The 24991-nt window shown below is 60.0% G+C and carries 22 protein-coding genes and 1 pseudogene; 15 read left to right on the plus strand and 8 right to left on the minus strand.

The window, feature by feature from the left end:
* Positions 1-29: 29 nt before the first annotated feature.
* The 3 genes and pseudogenes from P7228_RS16115 to P7228_RS09805 form a co-directional block, all read right to left on the minus strand.
* Positions 30-206 (minus strand): annotated as a pseudogene (locus P7228_RS16115) (TonB-dependent receptor plug domain-containing protein); the annotation flags it as partial.
* A gap of 12 nt (positions 207-218) precedes the next feature.
* Positions 219-494: a hypothetical protein gene (locus tag P7228_RS09800; protein WP_278015057.1), complete on the minus strand. Its 276-nt coding sequence runs from the start codon at positions 492-494 to the stop codon at positions 219-221.
* A 45-nt stretch (positions 495-539) separates the two neighbouring features.
* On the minus strand, positions 540-1778 hold the full coding sequence (locus P7228_RS09805; RefSeq protein ID WP_278015058.1) for a cytochrome P450: 1239 nt from the start codon (positions 1776-1778) through the stop codon (positions 540-542).
* A gap of 106 nt (positions 1779-1884) precedes the next feature.
* On the opposite strand from P7228_RS09805, the gene P7228_RS09810 reads away from it, so the two are divergent.
* The 6 genes from P7228_RS09810 to P7228_RS09835 all read left to right on the plus strand — a co-directional run bounded on the left by P7228_RS09810 (position 1885) and on the right by P7228_RS09835 (position 8241).
* Positions 1885-2391, plus strand: coding sequence for a MarR family winged helix-turn-helix transcriptional regulator (locus tag P7228_RS09810; RefSeq protein WP_278015059.1), 507 nt, complete (start codon positions 1885-1887; stop codon positions 2389-2391).
* 896 nt (positions 2392-3287) lie between these two features.
* Positions 3288-3959 (plus strand): phytanoyl-CoA dioxygenase family protein, encoded by a 672-nt coding sequence (locus tag P7228_RS09815; protein ID WP_278015060.1) that lies wholly within the window; start codon positions 3288-3290, stop codon positions 3957-3959.
* 175 nt (positions 3960-4134) lie between these two features.
* Positions 4135-4797, plus strand: a complete 663-nt coding sequence (locus P7228_RS09820) for an RraA family protein (RefSeq protein ID WP_278015061.1) — start codon at positions 4135-4137, stop codon at positions 4795-4797.
* A gap of 39 nt (positions 4798-4836) precedes the next feature.
* Positions 4837-5895 carry a hypothetical protein gene (locus P7228_RS09825; RefSeq protein WP_278015062.1) on the plus strand — a complete coding sequence of 353 codons (1059 nt, stop codon included), beginning with the start codon at positions 4837-4839 and terminating at the stop codon, positions 5893-5895.
* Positions 5892-7178 (plus strand): carboxylate--amine ligase, encoded by a 1287-nt coding sequence (locus tag P7228_RS09830; RefSeq protein ID WP_278015063.1) that lies wholly within the window; start codon positions 5892-5894, stop codon positions 7176-7178. Before P7228_RS09825 ends, P7228_RS09830 begins: the two co-directional genes overlap by 4 nt.
* Positions 7171-8241 carry an Ldh family oxidoreductase gene (locus tag P7228_RS09835; protein WP_278015064.1) on the plus strand — a complete coding sequence of 357 codons (1071 nt, stop codon included), beginning with the start codon at positions 7171-7173 and terminating at the stop codon, positions 8239-8241. Before P7228_RS09830 ends, P7228_RS09835 begins: the two co-directional genes overlap by 8 nt.
* An 89-nt stretch (positions 8242-8330) precedes the next feature.
* On the opposite strand, the gene P7228_RS09840 is transcribed toward P7228_RS09835, so the two are convergent.
* A complete protein-coding gene (locus P7228_RS09840; protein WP_278015065.1) occupies positions 8331-9242 on the minus strand; it encodes a LysR family transcriptional regulator in 912 nt (303 codons plus the stop codon).
* Positions 9243-9367: 125 nt separating this feature from the next.
* Here P7228_RS09840 and P7228_RS09845 point away from each other — a divergent pair, with 125 nt between their 5' ends.
* The 4 genes from P7228_RS09845 (at position 9368) to speB (ending at position 16012) form a co-directional block, all read left to right on the plus strand.
* Positions 9368-12430 (plus strand): TonB-dependent receptor plug domain-containing protein, encoded by a 3063-nt coding sequence (locus tag P7228_RS09845; RefSeq protein WP_278015066.1) that lies wholly within the window; start codon positions 9368-9370, stop codon positions 12428-12430.
* Between the two features lie 197 nt (positions 12431-12627).
* Positions 12628-13347, plus strand: a complete 720-nt coding sequence (locus tag P7228_RS09850; protein WP_278015067.1) for a Type 1 glutamine amidotransferase-like domain-containing protein — start codon at positions 12628-12630, stop codon at positions 13345-13347.
* 252 nt (positions 13348-13599) lie between these two features.
* Positions 13600-15042 carry an NADP-dependent succinate-semialdehyde dehydrogenase gene (gene gabD, locus P7228_RS09855; RefSeq protein ID WP_278015068.1) on the plus strand — a complete coding sequence of 481 codons (1443 nt, stop codon included), beginning with the start codon at positions 13600-13602 and terminating at the stop codon, positions 15040-15042.
* Positions 15043-15046: 4 nt separating this feature from the next.
* Complete coding sequence (speB, locus tag P7228_RS09860; RefSeq protein WP_278015069.1) at positions 15047-16012, plus strand: agmatinase; 966 nt, start codon at positions 15047-15049, stop codon at positions 16010-16012.
* Between the two features lie 107 nt (positions 16013-16119).
* Here speB and P7228_RS09865 read toward each other — a convergent pair whose 3' ends face one another.
* Positions 16120-17145: a GlxA family transcriptional regulator gene (locus tag P7228_RS09865; RefSeq protein WP_278015070.1), complete on the minus strand. Its 1026-nt coding sequence runs from the start codon at positions 17143-17145 to the stop codon at positions 16120-16122.
* A gap of 118 nt (positions 17146-17263) precedes the next feature.
* Here P7228_RS09865 and P7228_RS09870 point away from each other — a divergent pair, with 118 nt between their 5' ends.
* From P7228_RS09870 to P7228_RS09890, 5 genes are read left to right on the plus strand one after another with little or no spacing between them, the layout of a single operon-like run.
* The gene (locus P7228_RS09870; RefSeq protein WP_278015071.1) at positions 17264-18664 is read left to right on the plus strand and encodes a hypothetical protein; all 1401 of its coding nucleotides are present in this window, start codon (positions 17264-17266) and stop codon (positions 18662-18664) included.
* A 5-nt stretch (positions 18665-18669) separates the two neighbouring features.
* Positions 18670-19461, plus strand: a complete 792-nt coding sequence (locus P7228_RS09875; protein ID WP_278015072.1) for a methyltransferase family protein — start codon at positions 18670-18672, stop codon at positions 19459-19461.
* The gene (locus tag P7228_RS09880; protein ID WP_278015073.1) at positions 19442-19990 is read left to right on the plus strand and encodes a dihydrofolate reductase family protein; all 549 of its coding nucleotides are present in this window, start codon (positions 19442-19444) and stop codon (positions 19988-19990) included. The genes P7228_RS09875 and P7228_RS09880 overlap by 20 nt, the downstream gene beginning before the upstream one ends.
* 43 nt (positions 19991-20033) lie before the next feature.
* Entirely contained in the window at positions 20034-20438 is a 405-nt protein-coding gene (locus P7228_RS09885; RefSeq protein WP_278015074.1) for a hypothetical protein, read from the plus strand.
* 46 nt (positions 20439-20484) lie between these two features.
* Positions 20485-20856 carry a putative quinol monooxygenase gene (locus P7228_RS09890; RefSeq protein WP_278015075.1) on the plus strand — a complete coding sequence of 124 codons (372 nt, stop codon included), beginning with the start codon at positions 20485-20487 and terminating at the stop codon, positions 20854-20856.
* Positions 20857-20885: 29 nt separating this feature from the next.
* On the opposite strand, the gene P7228_RS09895 is transcribed toward P7228_RS09890, so the two are convergent.
* Genes P7228_RS09895 through P7228_RS09905 form a run of 3 tightly spaced genes read right to left on the minus strand, consistent with a single transcriptional unit; the run spans position 20886 to position 24991 of the window.
* Positions 20886-22061: a thiolase family protein gene (locus P7228_RS09895; protein ID WP_278015076.1), complete on the minus strand. Its 1176-nt coding sequence runs from the start codon at positions 22059-22061 to the stop codon at positions 20886-20888.
* 4 nt (positions 22062-22065) lie between these two features.
* Complete coding sequence (locus P7228_RS09900) at positions 22066-23295, minus strand: acetyl-CoA acetyltransferase (protein WP_278015077.1); 1230 nt, start codon at positions 23293-23295, stop codon at positions 22066-22068.
* A 1-nt stretch (position 23296) separates the two neighbouring features.
* Complete coding sequence (locus tag P7228_RS09905; RefSeq protein WP_278015078.1) at positions 23297-24991, minus strand: class I adenylate-forming enzyme family protein; 1695 nt, start codon at positions 24989-24991, stop codon at positions 23297-23299.

The raw sequence follows: 24991 nt of genomic DNA on the forward strand, positions 1-24991 counted from the left end.
TTGGTGAAAATGTTGACCGCGCCACCGGTGGCGTTGCGGCCGTAAAGCGTGCCCTGCGGGCCGCGCAGGACCTCGATCCGCTCGACATCAAAGAAGGCAGGTCCGATGGCGGCAGCGCGGCTGAGGTAAGTGCCATTGAGATAGGCCGCCGTCGAACTGTCGTTGCCAGCGATGATCGTGGGCGTGCCGATGCCGCGGATGAAGATCGAGGTATCGCCCTAGTAACGCGCGATCTGTACGCCCGGGGCGAAATTGCCGATATCTTCGATTGCCGACACCGAGCGGTCCTGTAGCGCCTGTTCTCCAAGTGCGGTGACGGCCAGTGGCGCATCCTGCAATGCGCCTTCTCTACGGGTGGCGGTCACGACGATGACTGACTCATCGCTTTTCGCTTCCTGTGTATCGGTTGCGGTTGCATTATCCTGAGCATGCGCCGGCGCGGCGAGTGCTGCGATCGCCAGCAAGGATGAAGCCCCAACGACTTGATTTGCCATCATACTCTCCCATCGGACCGGTGGTTGCCGGCATGCCTGATCGTTTCAGGATTGGTTTTTAGGAATGAACTTCAACACGTTGCGGGCTAGGCCATGGTTCAGGAGGCTGACCCCCTGCCACTCGGCCGGTTCGGTTCTTTCGATCCGCTCGAAACGCTCGCGCAGTAGCTCTGCGGTAACTTCGAGCTCGAGTTGAGCGAGCGGTGCGCCAAGACAGCGGTGGATCCCGTAGCCGAAGCTCATATGGCGGCTGAGATTTTCTCGATCGGGATCGAAGGTCTTGGGATCGGGGAATACAGCCGGATCGTGATTGGCCGCGCCGAAGAATACGGCGACCCACTCGCCGCGTTTAATGAGGGCATCGCCGACCTGGGTATCTTGGGTGGCGACCCGGAAAAGACGCTGGGGCGGACCATGACGACGCAGGGTTTCCTTGAATATCCGATCGAACGATGAGGGATTGGCTTGGTAGCGCTCCCAGATTCCTGACTCATCGGCGAACACGGCGAAGATGTTGCCCAGATGGAACGAGGTCGTTTCCGCGCCTGCGACAGTGACTGTCACACAGAACAGGATGACCTCTTCTGTGCTGAGTTTCTCGCCTTCGACTTCCGTGTCGAGGAAGGCGCGCAACAGAGGTGCGCAAGTCGCTGCGGCATCGCGGTTTGCCACAAAGTCACGCACGAAAGCGTCGAAAAACTCAAGCAGGGCGACGTTGCGGCTCTGCCGTTCCTCGGGTGACAGATCCTCCGAAAGCATAAAGGCCGTGGCCCAGCGGCGAATATCCCGATCACGCTCCATGGGCACGCCGAGCAAGGCTGCCATGATTCGGCTGGGCAGCATTGCGCAGTAATCTTCCATTACGTCGACAGGTTCGCCGGGGGTCAGAAACTCGTCCATTGTCTGAGCGGCAAGGACCTTTGCTTCTTCGTGAAAGGCCTTGATTGAGCTGGGTTGGAAGACCTTGGCCGCAATCTTGCGTAGGCGGGTGTGTTGCGGCCGGTCATGGTTGACCAGCATCAGGGTCGGCGCGCTCGATTCTTCCTGAAGGCTGTCGCGCGATGAGAAGCGCTCGTGATCGTAGGCAACCTGAGAGACGTGATCAAACCGGAGCACGACCCAAGCGGGCTGCGGGTCGTCAATGCCAGGAACCGTTCCGGGAGGGAAATCGCGATAGCCAAATAGCGGGCTTTTCGCCCGCAGTTGATCATAGATCGGATATGGATCGGCGATCGATTCCGGCGCGCCCAAAATCGAAAGATCCTCAAGGACGGTATCCTCCACCTACTCTCCCTCCCAAATAGTGTCCGATGGAAACTTTCCATAGGACACTATTATTGTCAAGATTGAAGAGATAGGAATTCTGCGCAGGCAGTTTATGGACGATCACATGGTCAGAGATTCCGATGACATGAAAGTGCCGCCGCATGAGGCATCGCCCGATTTCCTGCGGCTGTTCTACCCGTTTCACTACATGGTCGGTGCGGCAATGGAGGAAGCCCTACAAGGTCCGTTCCTTAGCCACCACGAAGCGGTAATCCTGTGGATGATTCATTCGGAAGCGGAGAACGGCAAGAGCATACCGCGCAAAGAGATCGAAAGGCTGATCTCCAGTTGGTACGAATTGGGCAGTCCAGCCGTTACCAAGGTGCTGAAACGCATGGCAGGCCGTGAACAACCTCTAATCGAGATTCGCAACAGTCAAACGTCAGGACGAGAAAAGTTAGTCGAGCTCACAAATCAGGGAATTCATGAAATCGAGCAAATGATGGACCGCGCTAACAGGATGATCGACCGGATCATAACTGGCTGGACCGAAGATGAGATCAAGAACGGCCTACACTTTTTGCAGCAAACGGTTGACCGGGTGAACATATTACGAAGCAGCTTAAGCTAAGCAAGTCGACCGATCTGTAATAGAGTTGGCATAGTTCGACCGGCTGGACGACCATTCCGATCTTGGGGCGGGGCACAGTCAAGTTTGTCTGCACCATTGAGCTTGCTATCGCTAGGCGGCCGCTCTGCGCCATAATTGCGACCGCGAAACGCCCGAATGGACCAACTTCTCCTAGCTGGCTTAGACCGCCATCCGTGTGGACTTCATGACCCACTGGTTGCCTTCATTATGAAGCTCGAGATCGATTGCATCGCCCTTCTCTTACCAGGCAGCGGCGATGCCTCAGGGGAAAAGTCTTTCGCCGCCGAGCGAGCTGCCTTTTGTTGCATGAAGGCAAACCCGTCTCGTCCAAATGCTGCCAGACGGTTATAGCGCGTAGAGCGCTTCCAGTCATAAGTATGCGGACTACCGAATCCTTGTCTGCCAATCTCATTTTGCCAATGCTCTTATCGAGGAAACTCTCGGGAAACTCACGGCGAATATGAACCAGGGTTCTATCCCAGCGAAACGTCAGGCTGGCATTGTCAAAGCAAGCGCACCCGATTGACGAGTTTGGTGCTGAAACGAGTTAGCAATAGACCGAGATCTCCGCCCCGTAGTCTCAGCAATGACTGACTGACGTCTGAGAAGTTGGGTCGCAGAATCGTGTAATTCTCCGCGCCTTGATGTGTGCATCGATGCTTCGGGGAGCGCCCTATCGAGACAAATTCCGCCTCAAATTCTGAGTTACTCTGCGGGCCCCTTCTGAGACGCCGAATAGGAGAACTCCCTGTTTGCCCATGCTCGGCGCTACTCGTTATTGACTAACCCTTTGCGTTAGCGACTAGCCCTTTGCGTTATTGACAATCTACTAGCAGCTACGCAGACTTCATGTCAGGTTTCGAAGAGTTAAACTCATGATATTCAAGAATAATCCTGGCAACCTTAAGCCTGAACTCGAACAGCAGGGCTATGTTCTTCTCAAGGACGTGCTCACTGACGATTTCAAGGCCTACCTGCGCGAGTTTTTCGACACTGCCATGCGGGAAGCTGCACTGGAAGCAGATGACTGGAAGATCACAGGTAAGAAGCGCCAGTTCGTTTTCGATTTTCGGTCTGAAGATGACGCGGACGAGTTCCGCCAAGGCATGGCGGAATTGACGGGAATTCCGATTCCCGACTTCACGATCTCCGAGCGGCACCTGAAAGTCTATGACGACCACGCCAATTCTTATCCTGCGCCGCACAAGGACAGGTCGGCATCGCACTATTCCATTGGGTTGCCGGTGCATCTGCCAGAGGGCTCGACGGTCTGCGTGTTTCCCGACCTCGACCCGGGTCCCAACCTGGAGCATAGGGCCAAGTTCCTCGAAGACGACAATCCCGAGGCTATCAAGGCGTTGTATGATGGGCCTGAAGCGCGGATGTTGCAGGAGTCATTCGGCGATGTGATCGTTTTCCTGGGTTCCGCGCTCTATCATGAACGGGTCAAGGGCGCGGGCACCGCGGTTCTGTACATCAAGGCGAACGGAGAGGGAGACGACCCGCTGGGCGAGAATATCTATGGGCGCGCCACCGTCGCGGTCTGAACCGATCTCGGGTCCGGCAGCCTGTGGAAATGCCCGCCGTCTGAACACCGGACCAGCTCAAATACACCACGTACGAGAAGTGGTCAGCGAATGAGAAAGGCCCTACCCAATGCGAGGTGACTCAGCAGGTTCCGAGAAACCCAAATCCTCGGAGATGTCACCTGGCCCGGGCTTTATGGTGCGCAAGACTTTCGACCGATTGCCCGCAGAAGTCGTTACGCAGTTCGCCAGCTTCGAATCCACTGATATCTCGGACGCGCTCAATCGAATGTACGCGATGGGAAGCGAAATCCATAACCTGGTCAACGATGCGGAACTGACCGGACCGGCCTGTACCGTGAAGGTTTTTCCGGGTGACAACCTGATGGTGCACAAGGTTCTCGATATCGCTCAGCCGGGCGACATCGTGGTTGTAGACGGCAGCGGCAACATGAACGCGGCGGTCATCGGAGATCTTGTAGCTAACAAGGCGCGACATCGCGGCATTGCTGGCTTCGTGATTGACGGGTTGATCCGTGATTTGCCGGGCGTGCGCGAGTGCGGATTGCCAATCTACGCCAAGGGGGTGACGCCTTTCGGGCCGCTGCATCGCGGCCCGGGAGAAATCAATTATCCGATCAGTTGCGGCGGTATCGTCGTCAATCCAGGCGACCTTATCCGCGCCGATTCCAGCGGTGTCACGGTAATTCCCAAGGCTCATGCAGAGACAATTCTAACCCGGCTGCAAGATGCAAGGGAGAGGCTCGCCGCATATGTGGCAAGTGTGTTGCGCGGGGATTTCTCGAACGACTGGGTCGATGCGCAACTCAAGGCGGATGGTTGCATCTTTCATGACTGATTCTGAGGCTCGCGTCTCGCCACGCAGCAGGGAGGGACGATGTTCTCTCGCCTGACGCGGGCCCGCCGCTTGCTGGATTTTCAGAGTGTCTTGCAGCGGCGTAGGATGTTGCCAATCCGGGCGGCCTTTTACGACAACCTGTGGCGCAGCGCAGCTTCCGATCTCGGTGCGGAGGTGGAGGTTGCCAGATTGGGGCTGATCCGCATTCGTCGCGATGGGCTTGTCACTCATGTGCAGCGATCAAATCTACCGTTAGACGATGCTCTGACTTCGTTGGTGATTAGCGACAAGCTGTTTTGCTACGAGAGCTTTTTGGCGCGTGATTTGCCGGTGCCCCGTCACGCAGCCTTTACTTTGACCGAGCTGGGTCAGGCAGAGGCGTTCCTCGCACGGATCGGTCAGGCTGCGGTGGTCAAACCGCTTGCGGGTACGGGCGGTGGGATGGGCGTGACAACAGGGGTAATCGACAAGGCCGGCTTGCACCGAGCGGCACGCTATGCGGCCGGGTTCGGACCCAACCTTTTGATCGAGGAAGAAGTCAGTGGCCCATCCTACCGGCTACTCTACCTCGACGGGCAGTTCATTGACGCCATACGGCGCGACCCGCCGTCGGTGACTGGCGACGATAAGCACAGCATCGGGCAGCTTGTCGGGCGGGAAAATAGGCGGCGGCTTGCACCGCCGGTCACCGCGCTCAGCCCCCTGAGGATAGACTCGGATATGAAAAATACGCTTGCTCGCGCAGGACTTTCTCTTGCGTACCGTCCGGCGAAGGGCGAGCGGTTGGTAGTGAAAGGAGCGGTCAACGAGAACACTGCATCGGATAACCACAGCGTCAAAGGAATTGTGCACCACGATATCGTTCGGCGTATCGGTGATCTGGTGCAAGCCATGGCGATCCGCTTTGCCGGTGTGGACTTGATCGGCGGGGACCTGACCCGACCGCTTGGCGAGTGTGGATCCGTGATCAACGAGGTCAACGTCAACCCCGGTATCCACCACCATATGCTTGTTCGTGATCCGGCAATTGCTGTACCCGTTCCGCTGCTGATCCTCGAACACCTTTTCGAGGAGCGGACCGGGGTGATGATGCCATGACTCGCGAATTCGCATTTGATACTCGCGTCCTGTCCCAGGCCTTGGAGCAACCGCCAGCCGGCGCGTCACTGGAGCAGATAGCAGCGGCCGGTCCACTGGATCCTACCGTTCCGCTCATGGCTCTCGGTGGCGGGGCCAACGGGGTTGCCGTCGCTCGAAATCTTGGCCGGTTGGGTGTACGGATTTCAGCGGCGGGTGGCCCCGGTGCTTGGGCCACGCGTTCGAACGCATGCGTCGCAAGTTACCGGCAACCGCGGGGCGTTTCACTTGCCGATTTCTGGCGCGATCTTCTCTTGTCGGAGGATCGCCGGTTCGACGGGCACGTCTTGCTGCCACTATGTGATGATTCAATAACGTTCGTGTGCCACCATCACGAAGCGCTTTCCGCCCGCTACCTGCTCGAATCATTCGATCCCGCGTTACGCCTTGCCATGCTCGACAAGCGGGAAACCTTGGTCCGTGCCCGCGACGTCGGTGTTCCGGTTCCCAAGTTCTGGGAGGTCGCCAGCCTGACTGACCTTGATCATTTGGCCGATGAGCTGGTGTTTCCGTTGATGATCAAGCCGATCCATTCGCACCTGTTCGTGCCGGTTTTCGGTCGGAAACTGTTCATCATCGAAAGCGGTATCGACGCGGTTCGCGAGAAATTGGCGTTAGCTTTCTCGCATGGACTGGAGGTCATGTTGGTAGAAATGATCCCGGGCCCGGATGACCTACTGAGCAGCTATAACACCTATGTCGATGGCGCGGGGGGACGGTTGTTCGAATACACCAAATGCGTTGTTCGTCGCTATCCGGTCAATCGTGGCGGTGGCACCTATCATCGCTCCATCTGGCTTCCCGAGACGGCAGAAATGGGACGCCGGTTCTTCGACGGCCTTGGTTGGCGGGGCATGGGAAATGTCGAGTTCAAGCGCGATCCGCGCGACGGAAAGCTCAAGGTAATTGAGTGCAACCCGCGCCTGACGGCGGCCCAGGCACTTGCCGTTGCATCCGGCGTGCCGACGGACGAGTTGATTTATCGCAGCATAACCGGCCAACACGTATGGCGCGCGACACAGGTAGCCGAGGATGTACGAATGCTCGCGTTCATCCGCGATGCCATGGCCTTTCTGGAGCTTCGTCGTCGAGGTGAGTTGAACCTCGCTGGGTGGCTCCGTAGCCTGTTGGAGGGAAGGAAAGTGCCAAACCTGTTTCGGCTGCACGATCCGATGCCGGGCCTCGTCAACCTAATGCAATCGCTGTCGCGGGCGCTCAAGAAGACTTGGCGCAGCCTTGGCTGAAGATACTAAACCTTTCCGGATCGCGCGGTCCGAACTTGCAGCTTTTATCAACAGGCTGATGGCTGCGGCTGGGGTCGATGAGGCGCAGATCGCCACGGTGTCCGACAATCTGGTGTGGAACGACGCTTCGGGGCGGCGCAACCACGGAGTGGAACGGTTGCCGATCCTGCTCAAGCGGGTTCAAGCCGGGCTCATCAAGTGCCCTGCGCAGGAAACTTTTCAGGACCTTGGCCCGTCAATCGCGCATCTCGACGCTGGAGATGCATTTGGCCAGCATGCCGGGACGCTTGCATCGGATCATGCGGTGGCGCTGGCAAAAAAGACTGGGATCGGCGTCGTCGGTGTGTCGTCGAGTAACTTCTTCGGGACTGGTGCCTATTTCTTAGCGCGGATGGTCGACCAAGGTGCCATTGGCCTGGTGCTGTCGAATTCCTATCCCAAAGTTGCGGTCCCCGGCGGCACGCGGCCCGCACTGGGCACCAACCCGTTCGCCTTCGGAGCGCCTTACGCTGGCGGCAGGCTCCTAGTCGATATGTCGACTGCTGCGGTGGCGGGATCGACCATCCGCGATGCGCAGCGCGCAGGCATTCCGCTGCCTGAGGGGATCGCTGTCGATGAAGACGGTCGTCCTGTGATTGATCCGGAGAAGGCGCAATCGGCCACATTGCTGCCAGCCGCCGGCGCCAAGGGGTTCGGGCTAGCGCTGATGGTTGAGGTGCTGGCAGGCGTGTTGACGGGTTCCGGAATCGCGCACGAAGTGGGGTCGCTTTATGCGAATTTCGACAGGGCCAGTCGCAGCGGACATTTCTTCCTGGCCCTCGACATAAGTCGCTGGATGGATGACGCCGCCTGGGACGGACGTATGGACCTGCTGATACGCACATTGGCTGGCGCCTCACCCGGCGATGAGCTGCGACTTCCGGGACAGATGCGCGAAATGGAACAGGCGGAAAGTGCGCGTTTGGGCATCCCTATAGTGGCAACGACGGCCGACGCATTGCGTCGGCTCGCGCGCGAACTCGGCGTACCTCCGCATCAGTCACTAACAGACCAAAGCACCTGATAGTAGGTTGAGGTACCTGCTTTTTCGCAATCGACAATTGATGGCGCTTCAAGAGTTCGCGTCCGACTGACGGCACCAGCAGCGCGCCCTTAGTTCGCCAAGCGTGGTCCGCCAGACGCTAATTCGTTCCAGATATTTTCGACGATCGGTCTCGTATTCGATGCAGCCCTGATTGCCACAATATCGAACTCGGTAGACCATTTCTCGCTGATGCATTCGAGCGGAGCGCGATTCTGCGTGTTCTCGGCGATGGATTCGGGAAGCCATGCGACGCCCAGACCTTTCTGTGCGCCGGTGCACAGGCTTTCCGCCAGCGAGGCGCGATATACTGTACGTAGCCTTTTCGCGAACCGGGCCTTTCGCAATACGCTGTCGAGCACACGCGACATGAATGATGTGCCCGAAAACTCTAGGTAGGGGATCAGCTTCCGCGAGTTGTCCGACAGATCAACCTCGACATGCTCGGGGTTGACGAAGGGCATGATCCGTTCGGTCCCAAGAACGATCATCGGAAACTCGGCGTCATCAAGGTCGATCGGTGCGGATGGGTGGGCAAAGCTGATGAAAATGTCGGTCGCCCCGCTCTGCAAGCTCACGAGGTATTCGTCGATGGTGCGCGTTTCAGCGACAATAGAAACTTCGAAGGATCCAATTTCGTCCTGAAGCTCGGAGATCGTTTGCGGGACAAAATAGAGCGCGAGCGTGTGCAGGCAGGCAATGGTTATGGAACGATCCGAGAGCCGGGCAAGCTCCGCCGCCCGCCCGCGTGCCTCATAGGCGCTGGCCAGAACTTCCTTGGCTGTCGGAATAAATTCCAATCCGGCGGGCGTGAGAGCGATTGGATGTGAAGTGCGATCAAGCAGTTCGGCACCAACCCAGTTCTCAAGAGACTTTATTCGCCGACTGAGAGCCGATTGAGTGAGAAATCTCGCTTCGGCTGCTCGATAAAAATGTCCAGTTTCAGCAACAGCAATTAAATCTTCGAACCACTTAAGTTCCAAAATAGCTCCTTTTTACAATATCTTGCATTTTTTCGCATCAACGTTTGCGGATAATGAATTGGATGTCAAGGACCCTTCAGGCGAACAATTATTTCACGGGATGACGAACTGAGGGAGAGAATACGATGATTGCCACCACGGCAAGAATGATTGGTTGTTCGGGTCTGGCACTGGCAGCGAGCATCGCTTCGCCACTTCTGGCGCAGGATCCGGAATCGGTTCCGGCACCTTCCGGAACAACCGAATCTCCGCAGAACCAGATCGTCGTCACGGGTAGTCGCATCGAGCGCACCATCGAGGAAAGCGCCGTTCCAATCCAGGTGCTGGGGGCGCAGGATATCGAGGAATCGGGCTCGACCGATCTTGCGGAAGCCGTGCTTGAACTGCCCGGCATTTCGGAATCGATCTCTCCGCAAAGCTCGAACAACCTCATTCAGACCAGTGGCCTTTCGACCATCAGCTTGCGCCGCCTGGGCGACGACCGCACGCTCGTTTTGATCAACGGCAAGCGCGCCGTCTCCAACTCGGGCAATTCCGACCGGGTCAGTCTGTCGACACTTCCGGCAGGCTTCGTTGAGCGCACCGAAGTACTGACCGGCGGCATGTCGGCGGTCTACGGTTCCGATGCGATTGCAGGGGTGGCGAACTTCATCCTAGAGGACGATTTCACCGGCATCGAACTGGATGCGCGCTATTCCACACCAGAAGCGAGCGGCGGTGAGGAGTATCGGATAAATGCACTTGCCGGCACGGAGTTCGCCGATGGGCGTGGCTATGTGCTGTTTGGCGTCGAGTATCGCAACGAGAACGAAGTATTCGCGGATTCCACTCGTCCGCTGACACTTGCCAACCTCGAATTTGACGATCCGATCTCATCGACGGGCAGCGATGGCTGGACCAACGAGATCAATTACCCGGGATGCTTCGGCATCGATACCGAGCGACATTGCATCCTCCCGAGCGGTAGCAGTTCGACGCCCGGCGGCGTGTTCGAAGGCGATGCATGGTTTGTCGACGGACAATGGTTCAACGATCTCTCGCTCCGTCCGACGACCGGCCCGGGCGCCAGGCCGCCAGGCTCGGATTTCTATACCGACTTCGACGGTTGGAACTTCCGCGAAGGTCGCTCGAATCTTCCCGAGCGAGAAGTACTCAACCTCGCATTTCATTCGACCTTCGAGTTCTCCGACGCAGCCAAGTTCTCGCTCACCGGCTCCTATTCGGACGTCGATACGATCTACTACACCGGGTATGAGACGCTCAATAATGGCGACACGCTCGGCGACGGGTCCGATATCGGCAACATTTCGGCGTCCAACCCATTTATCCCACCGGAAGTTGAGGAGACCCGCAGCGGCAGTGTCAGCTTTAACCGCCGCTTGATCGAACTGGGCGAGCAGGCCCGTATCAACGATCGCCGCACCATGCGCTTTATCGCAGATCTCACCGGGGATCTGTCAGACACGCTTCGCTATGAAGTCTACGGGACCTACGGACGGTTCAAGCAGGTCCAGGACAACCCCAACGAATACAATTTCCTCAAGGCGCGATTTGCCCTCGACGTCGAGGCGGATGGTAACGGTGGGTTCCAATGCGCCGATGCCGCCGCGCGGGCGGATGGCTGTAGCCCGCTCAATCCCTTCGGCGAAGGGACGATCTCGACCGCAGCGGCAGACTACATACGGCACAACGGCCACGGTGAGCAGGTGCGAAAGCAATATACCGCCGGCGCATTCTTGTCCGGGTCGCTGTTCGAATTGCCAGCTGGCGACGTGAAATTTGCCGCCGGTGTCGAGTGGCGTCGTGAGAGCCAGGTGACCGACGGGGATCCCGACGGCGATGATTTCGCCGGCATCAATGGAGTGCGCGATCTCCAGGACGGGGCGACGCGGGACACGCCGGGCTATGTTCCCGATAGCGACTTCGACGTTACGTCGCTGGCGACATTCCCCAGCGTGTCGGCCAGTTACGAGGTCAAGGAAGCCTATGCCGAAATCGACGTCCCGGTGTTCGACGGGTTCAATGTGCAGGCCGCCGCACGCGTCGGGGACTACAACACCATCGGCACCATCTTCAGCTACAATATCGGCGGGGTATGGCAGGCTTCGCCGGACATTGCCTTCCGTGCGCAATACTCGCGCTCGCAGCGGGCACCCAATCTCACCGAGATCTTCTCCCCACCGCGCCCCGATGCCGATGGCCTGGAAGATCCGTGTGAGGGCCTTCTGCCCGATGGTACCGGCATCACCGGCATCACCGGTGACGGCGCGGACAACGCCGACCTGGTCCTCGTGGCGCAGAACTGCCTGACCGAACCCGGGATCCAGGCATTCTTCGCCGACCCGGATAATGCGGGTGATCCGTTCACTGACGATCAGACTGGTACACAGGGACCGAATGCGGGCAATCCGAACGTTCAGGAAGAAACCGCCGACACCATCACGGCCGGCTTTGCCTTCACGCCGACCTTCATCCCCGGCCTGACGCTGGTCGCCGACTACTACCGGATCAAGATCACGGACGCGATTACGTCGGTATCGACCCAGAACACGGTTTCCCTGTGCTACGCGGCGGATGATTTCCCGAACAACAAGTTCTGCGACGTCATTACCCGCGATGGGGTGGGACGCATTACGGAAGTGATCAACTTCCAGGAAAACCTCGACACCGAGATCGTCTCCGGGATCGACGTCCAGCTCATGTATCGGTTCGATCCGGAGTTCATTCCGGGGCGCTTCGATGTGGACTTCCGCTACTCGCACTACTTCGAGCAGGAAGTCTCCTTCGAAGGTATTGGCGGTACCATCATTACCTCTTCGCCCCTTGGGGAGATCGGTAATGGTGAGGACGAGTTCCGCCTTCGTCTCGGTTATCGAAATGGACCGTTCCGCCTCAGTTACACGATGACCTATGAAGGTGGCGGCGTCGACAACATCGCCCAGCACTCGAACCCGACCGATGAGCGTTACTTCAAGGTTGGCGACCAGGATTTCCACCGGATCTACATGTCGTATGACTTCGGCAAGGATGACCGGTTCCGCGTCTATGGGGGTGTGAACAACCTGTTCGATGACTTTGGTGCCTTCGTACCGACGGGACTCGACTACGGATCGAGCTACAATCTCGACTCCGCTCTCAGCCGGGTCCTCGGGCGTGAATTCTACGCGGGTGTGAGAGTCCGGTTCTGAGCCCTCGGGTCGGGCCTAGGGGCGGGCGCAGTTCAATCATGACCAGCGCCCGCCCGAATTTCCTATCCAGCGCTGATACTGCTCGCGGCATTTCTTGCGGTGCTTGCTCATGCGCTGGGGATGTTTGGCGGGATTTCAGGGCCCTGTTTCATGCGCATGCCCGCGGGCTGGCGCATCTGCGATGAGGACGGGATAGGATGGCCGAGACTCGATCACGCCAGTTTATCGCATTGAGCGATTCGGCATCGCTATTCGTCCCCTCGTGGCAACCCACGTACATGCTCGACTACATCCTCGATACGCCCAGCTGCGCAAACCCGGTCGTTCGATATGTTGGTGCGGCAAAGGGCGACCAGCCTCAGCGGATCAGCGCCTTCTACAGCCTGGCGGATCGAGCCCAGTTCCGTCCCGAGGTCATGAGCTTTTTCGAGCTTGAGGATGGCGATCCGGCCAGTTTCTTCGAGGGTGCAGACATTGTCTTCATCGACGGCGGTTCGACCCGCAACCTGCTCGCCATCTTGCGCGAGTGGAATGCGATCTCTGCGCTCAAGCACGCCTATCGCGAGGGAACCGTGATCGTCGGGGCCAGCGCAGGCGCTTCAATGATGTTCGAGTGGTGCCTGACCGACAGTATAAGAACCGCGATCATGCCGTGGAAAGGGATTGGACTGATCCCGGGGACGATCTGCGTCCACCACGATGCTCGCCAGGAACGCCGCAGAGAACTGTCCTCTTTCCTTTCGGACGAGAGGGCGCGCTTTCCCGTGTACGCGCTCGACGATGGTGTCGCGCTACACTTCCAGGACGAACAACTGACCCGAGGGGTGAGAATTGCCGCCGAAGCGCGCTGCGCGCTGGTGGAGGAGCACCTCGGCATCCCTTCCTTTATCCAGCTTGTCTCGCTCCACGACGCTTGAGCGACCCCAAGGTAACCTCACCACTTCGATACCCCAAGAGATGGGATGACGCGGCAAGCAAGGCGTGACCCGACTGTTCGTGCGCGACTAGCGTATCGCGTATGGAGTAAGGGCATGGGCAACTCGCGATGATACCGCGATGTACCTGCCACTGGTCATTTCCACAGGACCGATCGGCGAGATGATCGTTATCATTCATAGAGGCCCCGACGAAACGCCGCCCAGACCGAGAATTTTTGCTTGAGGATTGATATGACCGCAAACCCGTTCCTTCGCGAAGCCTGCTACATCGACGGCCAATGGGTCGGCGCCGACAGTGGCGGCACCATCGCTGTGACTAATCCTGCGACCGGCGAACAGCTCGGCACGGTGCCCGATTGCGGGGCCGATGAAACGCGCCGTGCGATCGAGGCTGCACAGGCAACCTTCCCGGCGTGGCGAGCCAAGACGGCGAAGGAACGGGCATTGATCCTGCGGCGCTGGTACGAGCTGATGATGGAGCATCAGGAGGACCTGGCGCAGCTCCTGACGCTGGAGCAGGGCAAGAGCCTGACCGAATCCCGCGGCGAGATCGCTTATGGCGCGAGTTTCATCGAATGGTTCGCCGAGGAGGGCAAGCGGCTCTACGGTGATGTGATCCCGGGCCATATGGTCGACAAGCGCATCCTCGTGCTGAAACAGCCGATCGGCGTGACAGCGGCCGTCACCCCATGGAACTTCCCCAACGCCATGATCACGCGCAAGGCCGGGCCGGCGCTGGCGGCGGGTTGCCCGATGGTCATCAAGCCTGCCGCGCAGACGCCCTATTCGGCGCTCGCGCTGGCGGTGCTGGCCGAGGAGGCAGGCATTCCCAAGGGCGTGTTGTCGGTCGTTACCGGCAGCGCCAAGGATATCGGCGGCGAAATGACCGCCAACCCGCTGGTGCGCAAGCTCAGCTTCACCGGCTCGACCGAGATCGGGCGGTTGCTGATGCGGCAGAGCGCGGAGACGATCAAGAAGCTCAGCCTCGAACTGGGCGGCAATGCGCCCTTCATCGTGTTCGACGATGCCGATATCGACGCTGCGGTGCAGGGCGCGATGGCAAGCAAATACCGCAATTCGGGCCAGACCTGCGTCTGCAGCAACCGCTTGTATGTGCAGGCCGGTGTCTATGACGATTTCATCGAGAAGCTCGCTGCAGCGGCCAAGGCTCTCAAGGTCGGTAACGGGATCGAGGATGGCACCGAGCAGGGGCCGCTGATCGACGAGAAGGCGGTCGAGAAGGTCGAGGAGCATGTCGCCGACGCGCTCGCCAAGGGTGGAACGCTGATCGCGGGCGGGCATCGCCACGCGCTGGGCGGCACCTTCTTCGAGCCCACCGTGATTGCCGGCGTGACGCAAGACATGCTGGTCGCGAGCGAGGAGACCTTCGGCCCGCTCGCACCGGTGATCCGCTTCGAGACCGAAGACGAAGCAATCGCGATGGCCAATGACACCGAGTTCGGTCTCGCCGCATATTTCTACTCGACCGACCTCTCGCGCGTGTGGCGTGTGGCCGAAGCGATCGAGAGCGGCATGGTCTGCGTCAATTCGGGCATTCTTTCGACTGAGATCGCGCCGTTCGGCGGGGTCAAGCAGTCTGGACTGGGCCGCGAAGGCTCGAAGTACGGCATCGATGAATATGTCGAGATGAAATACGTCAGCCTGACGATCTGAGATCATGGCCGACGAATCATCCAAGCTGCCGACCGATCTCGCCTTTACCCGCAAGGGCGGGGCGGACGGCACCATCGTCGAGCCGACCTTCTCGGGCGCGCTCAGCTTCATGCGGCGGCGCTATTCGAAGGACGTTTCGGGTGCCGATGTCGCGGTGGTCGGCATCCCCTTCGACAGTGCCACGACCGGCCGGCCCGGTTCGCGCTATGGCCCGCGCAGCGTGCGGCAGGGTTCAGCGATGATTGCTTGGAATACGGTCTGGGGCTGGGATTTCGATCCGTTCGACCGGCTCGACGTGGTCGATTTCGGCGATATCGCGATCCCCTACGGTTCGCCGATGCAGGTGGTGGAAGATATCGCGGCCCAGTTCGCGGCCATTCACGCACAGGGTGTGAAGACGCTGATGCTGGGCGGCGATCACTTCTGCACCTGGCCCGTGCTGCGTTCGGTCGCCGCGCAGGTGGGCGAGCCGATCTCGCTGATCCATTTCGACAGCCATACCGATACCTGGCGGCCGCACGATGGCGAAGTCGATCATGGAACGATGTTTTACCACGCCGTGAAGGATGGGATCGTCGATCCGGCCCGTTCGATCCAGCTTGGCATCCGCACCAACAACAAGGACACGCTGGGGTTCAATATCCTCACCGCCGAGGATATCGATCGGATGGACGCGGATGACATCGCCGCGCGGGTGAAGGCGGTGGTCGGCAATCGCCCGGCCTATCTCACCTTCGATATCGATTTCATCGATCCGGCCTTTGCGCCGGGAACAGGAACGCCGGTGGCAGGCGGGCCGAGCACGGCCAAGAGCTTCTCGATCCTGCGGCGATTGGGCGGGCTGGATGTGCGCGGGGCCGATGTGGTCGAAGTCGCGCCTGCCTATGATTCCGCCGATATTACCGCGCTCGCCGCTGCTACCATCGCGCTACATTGCCTCGCGATCTTGGCTAGTCCGCGAGAGAATTAGCACCGATGCCTTCAAATATTTCGCACCTGTCGACTTAGCCAAAGGCCGGCATGGTGGTCCACCGACATTACTGAAATGTGCGTCTGGTTTGCGGACTCCGGTTGCTGTCAGAGCGCCGCAATAGATTGAAATTTCAGCCTATACTGGCTCGGTGTGATGCTCGTGGTTCGCTTGAAGAGACGACGAAACGAGTTTGGATCCTCATAGCCGACGTCCAAAGCGATATCGTCGATCGCCCGGTCGGTCGTCTCAAGCATTTGCTTGGCTTCCTCGATCCGGAGTGACTGAACGTAATCGAGCGGCGCGTATCCGGTGCATTTGGCGAAACGCCGCTTGAACGTCCGCTCGGCAAGACCTGATCTGGAAGCCATCCGAGAGACCGGGTTGGCGGTGGCGTAGTGCTCGGCGATCCATTGCTGGCTATCGGCGATGATCTCATCGTCATGCTGTTTGGGGCGTACCATCGCGGCGAAGGGCATCTGTCCATGGCTGAGGTCGCCGAACAGGAATATCTTTGCGGTGCGCCGTGCCTCTGCCTCTCCGCAAAAGCGCGCAACCAGATAGAGCGCGAGCTCGGTCCAGCTGGCCGATCCGCCGCTCGTGACGATGCGATGCTCATGGCCGCCGGGCACCAATAGTCGTTCAGGCTGGAGGATAACGCGTGGATAGCACTCCGCGAAGGTCTGGGTCGCGCTCCAATGCGTGGTCGCATCGACATCATCCAGGAGTCCCGCTTCGGCCAGCATCATCGATCCCGTGCAGACCGAGCAGACGATCGCGCCCCGGCTATACTGATTGCGAATCCAGGCGATCTCGTCTTTCCAACGCCCAACCGGACCAAGCCCGTCGTCCATGAAAAGGTCCGCGACAATGACGACATCTGACCTGTGCATTTCCGCGAACGTATGGTCGGGAACGAGCATCGCGCCGATCGAGGTCCGGATAGGCTCGGTCGAGCGCCCGACGATGCGCGGGACCAGCGATCGCGTTTCGTATCTGTCACCGGTCAGGGCTTCCCAGGCGACTCCGACATAGGCGAACACTTCGTGCAGGCTGAGCACGATGGCAGCCGATACCTCCGGAACGGCAACCAGGCTAATCGAGACGGGTCTCTGGGGGGCGGATGCAGGCATTCGGTCATACTGGCATATTTGACCTGTTTTTGTCGATTCAGGCCCTAACTGTGCCGATCTCTTTGCCGTCAGAAGGCACCTCAACGCGGGACCGCCCGCTTCCGAGGAAAGATTGACTATGTTTGACACATCACGACGCCGAATGCTCGGCGCATCCATGCTGGGCGCGGGGACAGTGCTCGCAGGCCTGGGTGCCAGCGCGACCGCAAAGACGCTCAAGACCAAGGGAAATATCATGCTGGACCGTATTCCCGACCTGCCCAAGGGGCTGTCCGAGGCCGTAGAGTTCCCACTCATCGAGGCCATCCACGGGAGGCGATCGCGCAGGTTCGCGCGCGGCGCGGCGATCCCCGGGGGCCCGCTTGCTTACGCGTCCAAGCACCAGCCGCAGCCGCTGTCCGAGCTTGAACAGATGATGCTGCTCACGACCGTGGCCGGCAACACCGGCTGGTCGAACCTCATCCCGTACAACCGCAATTACCTGCCGAATATCCCGAACTATGCGGGTGCTGCCGGTGGGCGCACCTTCCCCTCGGCGGCAGGATTCCAGATCACCGAGTTCTTCTACACCGACGATAATGGCGTCTACTTCCTGCCGACGCGGGACATGCCCGCAGTTGAAGCTAAAGCGGCAAACGGAGAGACCGATCTCAACGCCTATCTCGATGCTCACCGGAGCCGGATCGTCAAGATTGCCGACGGGCGCCTCGCCACTCCGGCGCGGCCCGAACATATGGAAATGCACAACGACTGGTGCGTGAACATCCCCGGCAGCACGCTGATCATTCCGGTGGCCGACCTGGCGCAGCACATCATCCAGGGGCTGTGCTACTTCGTCCAGAACGGCGTCTGCATCTACGACGACGTCAACAACCGACCGATCCCGGGGCTCGAGAAGTACAAGCACCTGGTCGATATCGAGAACCCCTATCCATTCTCTTACGTCGAGCAGGTCAGCGCTACCGAAGTGACCGTTGAGCTCTCATGCGCATGCTATGCCGGAGCGCTCATGCTGCAGGCGATGGGGCTGGGTGGCTGGATGTTCAACGGCCTCAATCCTTTCAGCATTCTGGGCGCCAGCGGCGATCCCGAGGTCCCGGGCCTGGGCTTCCGCTACGACATGATCGAAGGCGAGCCCCTGCCGCATGTGACTGGTCTGGACGGTGTCTTCGAAGGTCACACACAGCCGCATTTCAAGGACATGCGCGCCGCGGTCGAATCCGTTGTGAGGCGCAAGTTCGGCAGCGGCGGCCCCTTCAATGAAGGGACGAAAGGCCCCTACAAGGAGACCGATGCCGTCCGGCGCAAAGGCGCACCGATCAACGACGAGTTCATCGATTGCGTCGCTCACATGGCGCAGTACATCCAGGACACCTTCGGGCGTTTCCCGGCCAAGGTGCCTGCCATGCTGACCCTGATGTATCTGCAGGCCCACAAGCTCGACACCGACTTCTACGACGAGCATTTCGAACCCGGTGCCTACCTGCGCACTCACGCGCAGAACAGCCGGAACTGGTAAGCACGATGCGCAGGTCTCTTATACTCGCCTTCGCGGGCGTCGCATATGTGCTGAGCCTGGCGAGCCTCGCTTATATCGTTGGCTTCATCGCAGACTTCGACGTGCCCAAGGCCATCAGCGATGGCGACCGCCTGCCGCTGTGGACCGCGATCACGATCGACGCTGTCCTCATTGCCATGTTCGGGCTGCATCATTCGATCACTGCCAGGTCGTCGTTCAAGCGTTGGTGGACGAAGATCGTCCCTGCATCGATCGAGCGGGCCACATATCTCTACATGACGGTGATCAATGTCGGGTTTCTGATGTACTACTGGACGCCCATTCCGATCACGATCTGGCGTGTAGAGTCGCCCGCACTGGTAGGGTTGATACTCGCGGCCTATGCCGGGGTGTGGGTCATGATGGTGGCCGCAACCTTCCACTTCGGCCACTTCAGGTTTCTCGGCCTCGCTCAGGCGTGGGAGAACTTCCGACAAGTAACCCCGGAGCAGCGTCCGATGAGCGCAAGGTATCTCTATGCCGTGGTGCGTCATCCGATCAGCCTCGGCTGGATGATCTCTCCCTTCCTCGTCTCTCACTTTACGGTCGGGCATCTCGTTTTCGCGGTCGCTACCGTGATCTATGTGCTTGTCGCAACACCGTTTGAAGAGGCCGACCTAATCGAGAAGATCGGTGAACCCTATCGCGAATATCGCGAGCGCGTTCCAGCTTTCTTGCCGTTCGCGAGATCGCGGAGCTCGTCATTTGATCCGCAGAGGCCTCAATCAGGAGATTATTGTGCAGCCGATCATCTATGACGTCGCAGTATCGATCGATGGGTTCATCGCGGGGCCCGATGGCGACATCACCGGCTTTAGCGAAAGCGGGCCCGTCGTGGACGACTACCTGGCGAGGCTCGAAACCTATGCTTTCGCGATAATGGGAAGGGCGACGTACGAGTTTGGTTACCGCTTCGGCTTGAAACCCGGAGACATTCCCTACTCGTCCATGGATTGCCACGTCTTCTCGCAAACCCTCACCTTGCCAGCGGGATCGAGGGTTGAGCTCGTTCGCGAGCCAGCAGTAGATCGTGCGCGTCGTCTCAAGACCGTGTCCACGGGTCCGATTTACCTGTGCGGGGGCGGTCGATTGGCAGGCTCGCTCATGGAGGCAGGCCTGATCGACATTCTCCGCCTTAAGCGAGCACCGATTACCTTAGGGGGCGGCGTTCGCCTGTTCGAAGGCGGCATCGCCGAGACGGGCCTGCAGCACGCGGAGACGCGCTGCTACGACGATGGCTACATCTACCAGGAGTTCCGCTTGCCGGATGGTGGCGCGAACAACTGACAATCCTACGCTCGACCTAAGAAACCGCCGGGAGCCCCAGACCATGCATCCTCTCCATATCCAGCGATTGATCTCCTTGCCCTATTTCATCCTCGGGGGATGGTGCCTGCTGGCCCCGGGCATGGTCGAGCAGCTGACGATCGCCCCGGACTATCAGGTCTTGAACACCACCAGCGCGGTTCTGATCGGCTGTTTCGGAGCGCAGGCAGTCCTCGGCGGCCTATTCATCTGGTTCAGCCAATGGCGCCGCACGACATTCCTTATCTACGCCTTGGCCCTGCTGCCGTTTTTCTGGTTCAACTATTGGTTCGTGTTCGAAGTCCCGGTCTTCAGCCGCTGGTTGGCGCTCGACCTGGCAGCGAATGCGGGGATGCTGGCGCTCAGCTTGTGGGGCTGGCGCACAATGGCTAGCGACGATCCCACCACCGCAAAATCCACTCATCAATGAACGATCGCTGCATTCCGCTTCGATCGCAGTCTTGGAAAGAGATCTCATGAAGATTGAATCGATATTCTCGGTCATGACTGTTCTCCTGATCGCCCTGTCCGCATGCACAGCAGAACCATCAGCGCCGGATGAAGCTGTCACTTTAATCATCCGGTTCGAGGCCAGCGAGCAAGGGGTGGAGGAGTTTGCTCAAATCATGGACGGTGTTTCCGACGCCATGGCCGCCGAGCCTGGCTTTGTCTCCGCCAAGGTTTTCCGCGATATCGACGAACCCAATGTGTTCGTGCTGGAGGAGGTGTGGGCGACAAAGGAACTGCATCAGGACCACTTCACCCGCATCAACCAATCGGGCGACTGGTCGCATATCAACTCGCTGCTGATCGAGAAGCCCGAGATGGGTTACTTCAGATCCATGTGAGTATGGGTTCGGACTGTCTCGACGGTCACCTAATTCCTGCGCTGCGCTGCAAGTCGCTCCACGATCATCGCTGAGCCAATTCCCATGGCACCTGTGGCTACCACCAAACCATAGCGCCCGTTGCAACCGTCGAGCGCATCGAGCAGGGTTGAAGTGAGGATCGCTCCGGTTGCGCCCATTGGATGGCCCTTGGCCAGATGTCCCCCGCCAACATTGACGCGCCCCGGATCGGGCGACCGGTCGCGCAAAAACTTGGCGATGGTGACTGCGAAGGCCTCCATGAACTCGATCCGGTCCATATCGCCGAGCGACATATCCGCGTGGGCAAGAGCCTTGTCCATCGCAGCAATCCCTGCGGTTAGGGAAGCGGCAGGATCGCCTCCGCTTTCGGCATAGGCGACGATGCGAGCCCGCGGAGCGGGAGCTACCCCTTCAACGCCCAGGATTGCCAGCCCGGCTCCGTCGCAAACAGGCGGCGCGTGAGCGATGGTATGAAGCGGGTCGAACTTGCTGCCTTCAAGCGCCTCAGAATATTGGTCCTGCAAACCGCCGAAGGCAGCAGGTATGGTCGCGAGACTTTCGGCAGTCGTATCGGGACGAATGCACTCCTCGCCAGTCAGCGCGCCGGCAGCGATCCGCGAGGCTTGCAGCAAGGGATCGCGGTCGGTGGAGGTGGCGCGCTGTTGCGAGGTCAACGCGCAGGTATCGAGCTCGGCGCGGCCAATTCGCTCGGAATGCGCGAGACGGTCGGCTGCCAGTACCGGAGGGACGAAGCGCTTGGAGGGAGGGAGTTCTTGGGCAGTGTAGAATTCGGCCCGGTCGTCCAGGAAGGGGACGAGGCTCATCATTTCGACGCCGCCCGCAAGAACGGATCGTTCCTGGCCCGCCGCGACTCTCGCCACGGCGTGGCCAATCGCGCTAAGGCTCGAAGCGCAGTAGTTGTTGATCGTATGGGCCGCGCAAGTGTGCGGAAGACCGGCCGCCAATTTCGCTGCCAACGCAATGTGACCACCCTGAGATCCGGTCTGCGTTACACAGCCCAGCAGCAAGGCGCCTGGATCACCGATACTTTCACCGGCTCGCTCGCGGAGCGCATCAACGAGGTGGGCAACGAGAGCAGGCGGGGTGAACGTGGCCAAGCCTCCGTCCGGCCGAGCCTTGCCGCGTGGCGTGCGTACCGCATCGTACAGGAATACCTCGTGCACGCGCTCACACGCCGACGACGAAGCTGACCGAAGTTGTTGCGCTGCCGCCGACGTTGAAGGTGGCGTAGTTGCGGGCGCCTTCGACCTGGTAATCGCCGGCATTTCCGGTCACCTGCCGCCAGCTATCGAGCAACATGCGGATCCCGGTGGCACCTACCGGATGGCCCGAGCCGATGAGCCCGCCCGAGGCGTTGACCGGCAGCCTGCCGCCTAGCGCGATCGTGCCATCCTCGATCGCGCGCCAGCTTTCGCCCGGCGGGGTAATGCCGAAATGGTCGATCGCCATGTACTCGGTGACCGAGAAGCAATCGTGCACCTCTACCCCGTCGCAGGCATAGACATCAGCCATGCCCGCGCGGCCCAGCGCGTCCATCATTGCCTTATGCACGAAGGGGAAGACATAGGGCTGGCCTTCGCTGTCATTGACCTTGCGCTGGTACATCAGGGGGGCGGTGGAGTGGCCCCAACCCTTGATCCGGGGCACTGCTTCCAGAGGTATACCGCGGCGCTTGGCCCAGCCTTCCGCATATTTGCGCGAGGCGAGGAAGATCGCGGCGGCGCCGTCGGTCACCTGACCGCAGTCGGACTTGCGCAGCCGCCCCTCGATGCGCGGGTTGAGCTCGTCATTCTCACCCAAGTGATCCTCGGTGATCGCCCAGCCACGCGTCTGCGAATTGGGGTTGCGCTTGCCGTTGGTGAAGTTGTTCTCGGAGATCGCGCGGAGATGGGCGCGGTCGAGACCGTGGCGTTTTTCGTATTCCTCTTCGACCTTGGAGAACATCCAGGGCCATAGATAGCGCGCCTCATTCGCCTCCTGGCCGACCCAGGCCGCGGCTCCGAGGTGCTCGGCTGCTGTCTGGCCCGGCACATTGCGCATGAGTTCGATGCCCAGCACGAGCGCAAGGTCGTAGCGGCCCGCCTCGATCTCCGCCGAGGCAGCGAGCAGGGCGATGCTACCGGAAGCGCAGGCCGCTTCGTGGCGGGAGGCGGGAACGCCGGCGAGGTCGGGATGGACGTGGCCGAAGAAGCCGCCGAGTTGGCCCTGACCGGTAAACAACTCTCCAACGAAATTGCCGACATGGGCGGTCTGGACTTCGCGGGGTTCGATCCCGGTGGCAGCGAAACAGGCTTCGGCCACCTCGCGAAACAGCTCGAACATGCCATTGCCTTCGCGCTCCATATTGCGCGCGAAATCGCTTTGTGCCCCGCCCAGGACGAATACCTCTGCCGTCATCTCAGTCTGCTCCCTCAAGCATGGCGAGCGCCATATCGCGCACCTCGCTGCGCATCACCTTGTTGGTCACGTTGCGCGGTAGACTGTCGAACTCGAACAGTCGTTCCGGCAGCTTGAAGACAGCGAGGTCCTGCTCGCGCAGGAACCTTGTGATGTCGTCTAGCGTGACCGCAGCACCGCCGCGCGGCACCGCCGCCACGCCGATGCGCTCACCCATGATCGGATCCGGGAGAGCGAACACGCAGGCCTCGGCCAGATCGGGATGTCCGCCGAGCAACTGGTCGATCTCCTCGGGCGAAATGTTGACCCCGCCGCGGATAATCAAATCCTTGCAGCGCCCGACGAAGCGATAGAACCGGCCGCCGCCGGCGATCTCGAACAGATCGCCCGACTTGTAGAAGCCGTCTTCGGTAAATGCGGCCTCGGTCTGGTCGGGCGCGTCGTGATAGCTCTCGAACACGGCAGGGCCGCTTATCTGCAATTCACCGGCAACGCCTTCCTCGGTGATCGCCGCGCCACCTTCCGGCGGGACAAGCCGGGTCTGCGCAATCGGTGCCGCGGCGCCGCCCATCATCGGTTCGAGCACCATCTCGCGGGGAAAATAGCTCGCCCGTTCGAACGGGTCGGGGACTGCGTCGGGGCCGGTGACGAGCGACATGCCCTCGTTCGAGCCGAACAGGTTGACCACCATGATGCCAAAGCGGTCCTGGAACCCACGGACCATCGCGGGGGCTAGCGGGGCCGAACCCGATCCAATCGTGCGCAGGCTCGAGAGATCGACCTTGGCCAGCAACGCCTCGTCTTGCAGCAACATGTTGAGGATCGCTGGCGGAGCGATGGTGAACTGCGGGCGTTCCATGGCGATCTGGCCGAGATAGACCTGCGGATCGAAGGGGTGATGCAACACCATGGTGCCGCACACCTTGAGCCAACTCATCGTCACGCCGCCGATGCTCGCCATGTTGATCAGCGGGAAGGGGTTGAGCAACACATCGCCCTCGCGCAGGCCCGAAGGCTGGTAGGTACCGGGGGCAATCGCGATCCAGTGGTTGTGGCTGCGCGGCACACCCTTGGGCATGCCGGTGGTGCCTGATGTCCAGCAGATCGTGAAGATATCGTCCGCGTCCACCTTCGTCTTGTCGATGTAATCGCGTAGCAGCTCGGCCTTGGCCTGAGCGTTGGAGAGATCCACCGCATCCTCCGGCGCGTCGGGGCCGAAGGTCATCAAGGCGACATCGCCGCGCAAAAGTGGACGCGCAACGCCGAGGTGGTCGGCATGGTGCATGTGCGTCCCGCAGACATAGGCCCTGGGTTTCACGATGTCGAAGATCGTCGAGAGTTCGTGGCTGCGATACTGGACGGCGACAGGGCTGACGATGGCGCCGATGGTCGCCGCCGCGAAATAGAGCGCAACGAACTCGCTGATGTTGGGCAGCTGGACGACGATCACGTCGTCCTTGTCGATGCCTGCTGCCAGCAAAGCACCGGCCAGCCGCTCGACTTCGTCCCTCATCTCGGCATAGGTCAGACGCGCCGGTTCGCCGAAGGCAATGCTCGCGCGGTTGGGCGCATCGACCAGCGCCAGCCTGTCTGGATGCCTTGTCGCATTGGCGAAGAAGAGATCGGCTAGGGTCTTGTCACCCCACCATCCGGCTTCGCGGTATGCCCGGCGCTTCGGTTCCGGGGAAACGATCAT

Origin of the sequence: Altererythrobacter sp. CAU 1644, from assembly GCF_029623755.1 — a bacterium.
Taxonomy (GTDB): Bacteria; Pseudomonadota; Alphaproteobacteria; order Sphingomonadales; family Sphingomonadaceae; genus Erythrobacter; species Erythrobacter arenosus.

Coding starts and splice junctions, on each gene's coding strand:
- P7228_RS09800 (WP_278015057.1), bottom strand. CDS start 494: ATGGCAAATCAAGTCGTTGGGGCTTCATCCTTGCTGGCGATCGCAGCA.
- P7228_RS09810 (WP_278015059.1), top strand. CDS start 1,885: ATGGTCAGAGATTCCGATGACATGAAAGTGCCGCCGCATGAGGCATCG.
- P7228_RS09815 (WP_278015060.1), top strand. CDS start 3,288: ATGATATTCAAGAATAATCCTGGCAACCTTAAGCCTGAACTCGAACAG.
- P7228_RS09820 (WP_278015061.1), top strand. CDS start 4,135: ATGGTGCGCAAGACTTTCGACCGATTGCCCGCAGAAGTCGTTACGCAG.
- P7228_RS09825 (WP_278015062.1), top strand. CDS start 4,837: ATGTTCTCTCGCCTGACGCGGGCCCGCCGCTTGCTGGATTTTCAGAGT.
- P7228_RS09830 (WP_278015063.1), top strand. CDS start 5,892: ATGACTCGCGAATTCGCATTTGATACTCGCGTCCTGTCCCAGGCCTTG.
- P7228_RS09845 (WP_278015066.1), top strand. CDS start 9,368: ATGATTGCCACCACGGCAAGAATGATTGGTTGTTCGGGTCTGGCACTG.
- P7228_RS09850 (WP_278015067.1), top strand. CDS start 12,628: ATGGCCGAGACTCGATCACGCCAGTTTATCGCATTGAGCGATTCGGCA.
- gabD (WP_278015068.1), top strand. CDS start 13,600: ATGACCGCAAACCCGTTCCTTCGCGAAGCCTGCTACATCGACGGCCAA.
- speB (WP_278015069.1), top strand. CDS start 15,047: ATGGCCGACGAATCATCCAAGCTGCCGACCGATCTCGCCTTTACCCGC.
- P7228_RS09865 (WP_278015070.1), bottom strand. CDS start 17,145: ATGCCTGCATCCGCCCCCCAGAGACCCGTCTCGATTAGCCTGGTTGCC.
- P7228_RS09870 (WP_278015071.1), top strand. CDS start 17,264: ATGTTTGACACATCACGACGCCGAATGCTCGGCGCATCCATGCTGGGC.
- P7228_RS09875 (WP_278015072.1), top strand. CDS start 18,670: ATGCGCAGGTCTCTTATACTCGCCTTCGCGGGCGTCGCATATGTGCTG.
- P7228_RS09885 (WP_278015074.1), top strand. CDS start 20,034: ATGCATCCTCTCCATATCCAGCGATTGATCTCCTTGCCCTATTTCATC.
- P7228_RS09890 (WP_278015075.1), top strand. CDS start 20,485: ATGAAGATTGAATCGATATTCTCGGTCATGACTGTTCTCCTGATCGCC.
- P7228_RS09900 (WP_278015077.1), bottom strand. CDS start 23,295: ATGACGGCAGAGGTATTCGTCCTGGGCGGGGCACAAAGCGATTTCGCG.
- P7228_RS09905 (WP_278015078.1), bottom strand. CDS start 24,991: ATGATCGTTTCCCCGGAACCGAAGCGCCGGGCATACCGCGAAGCCGGA.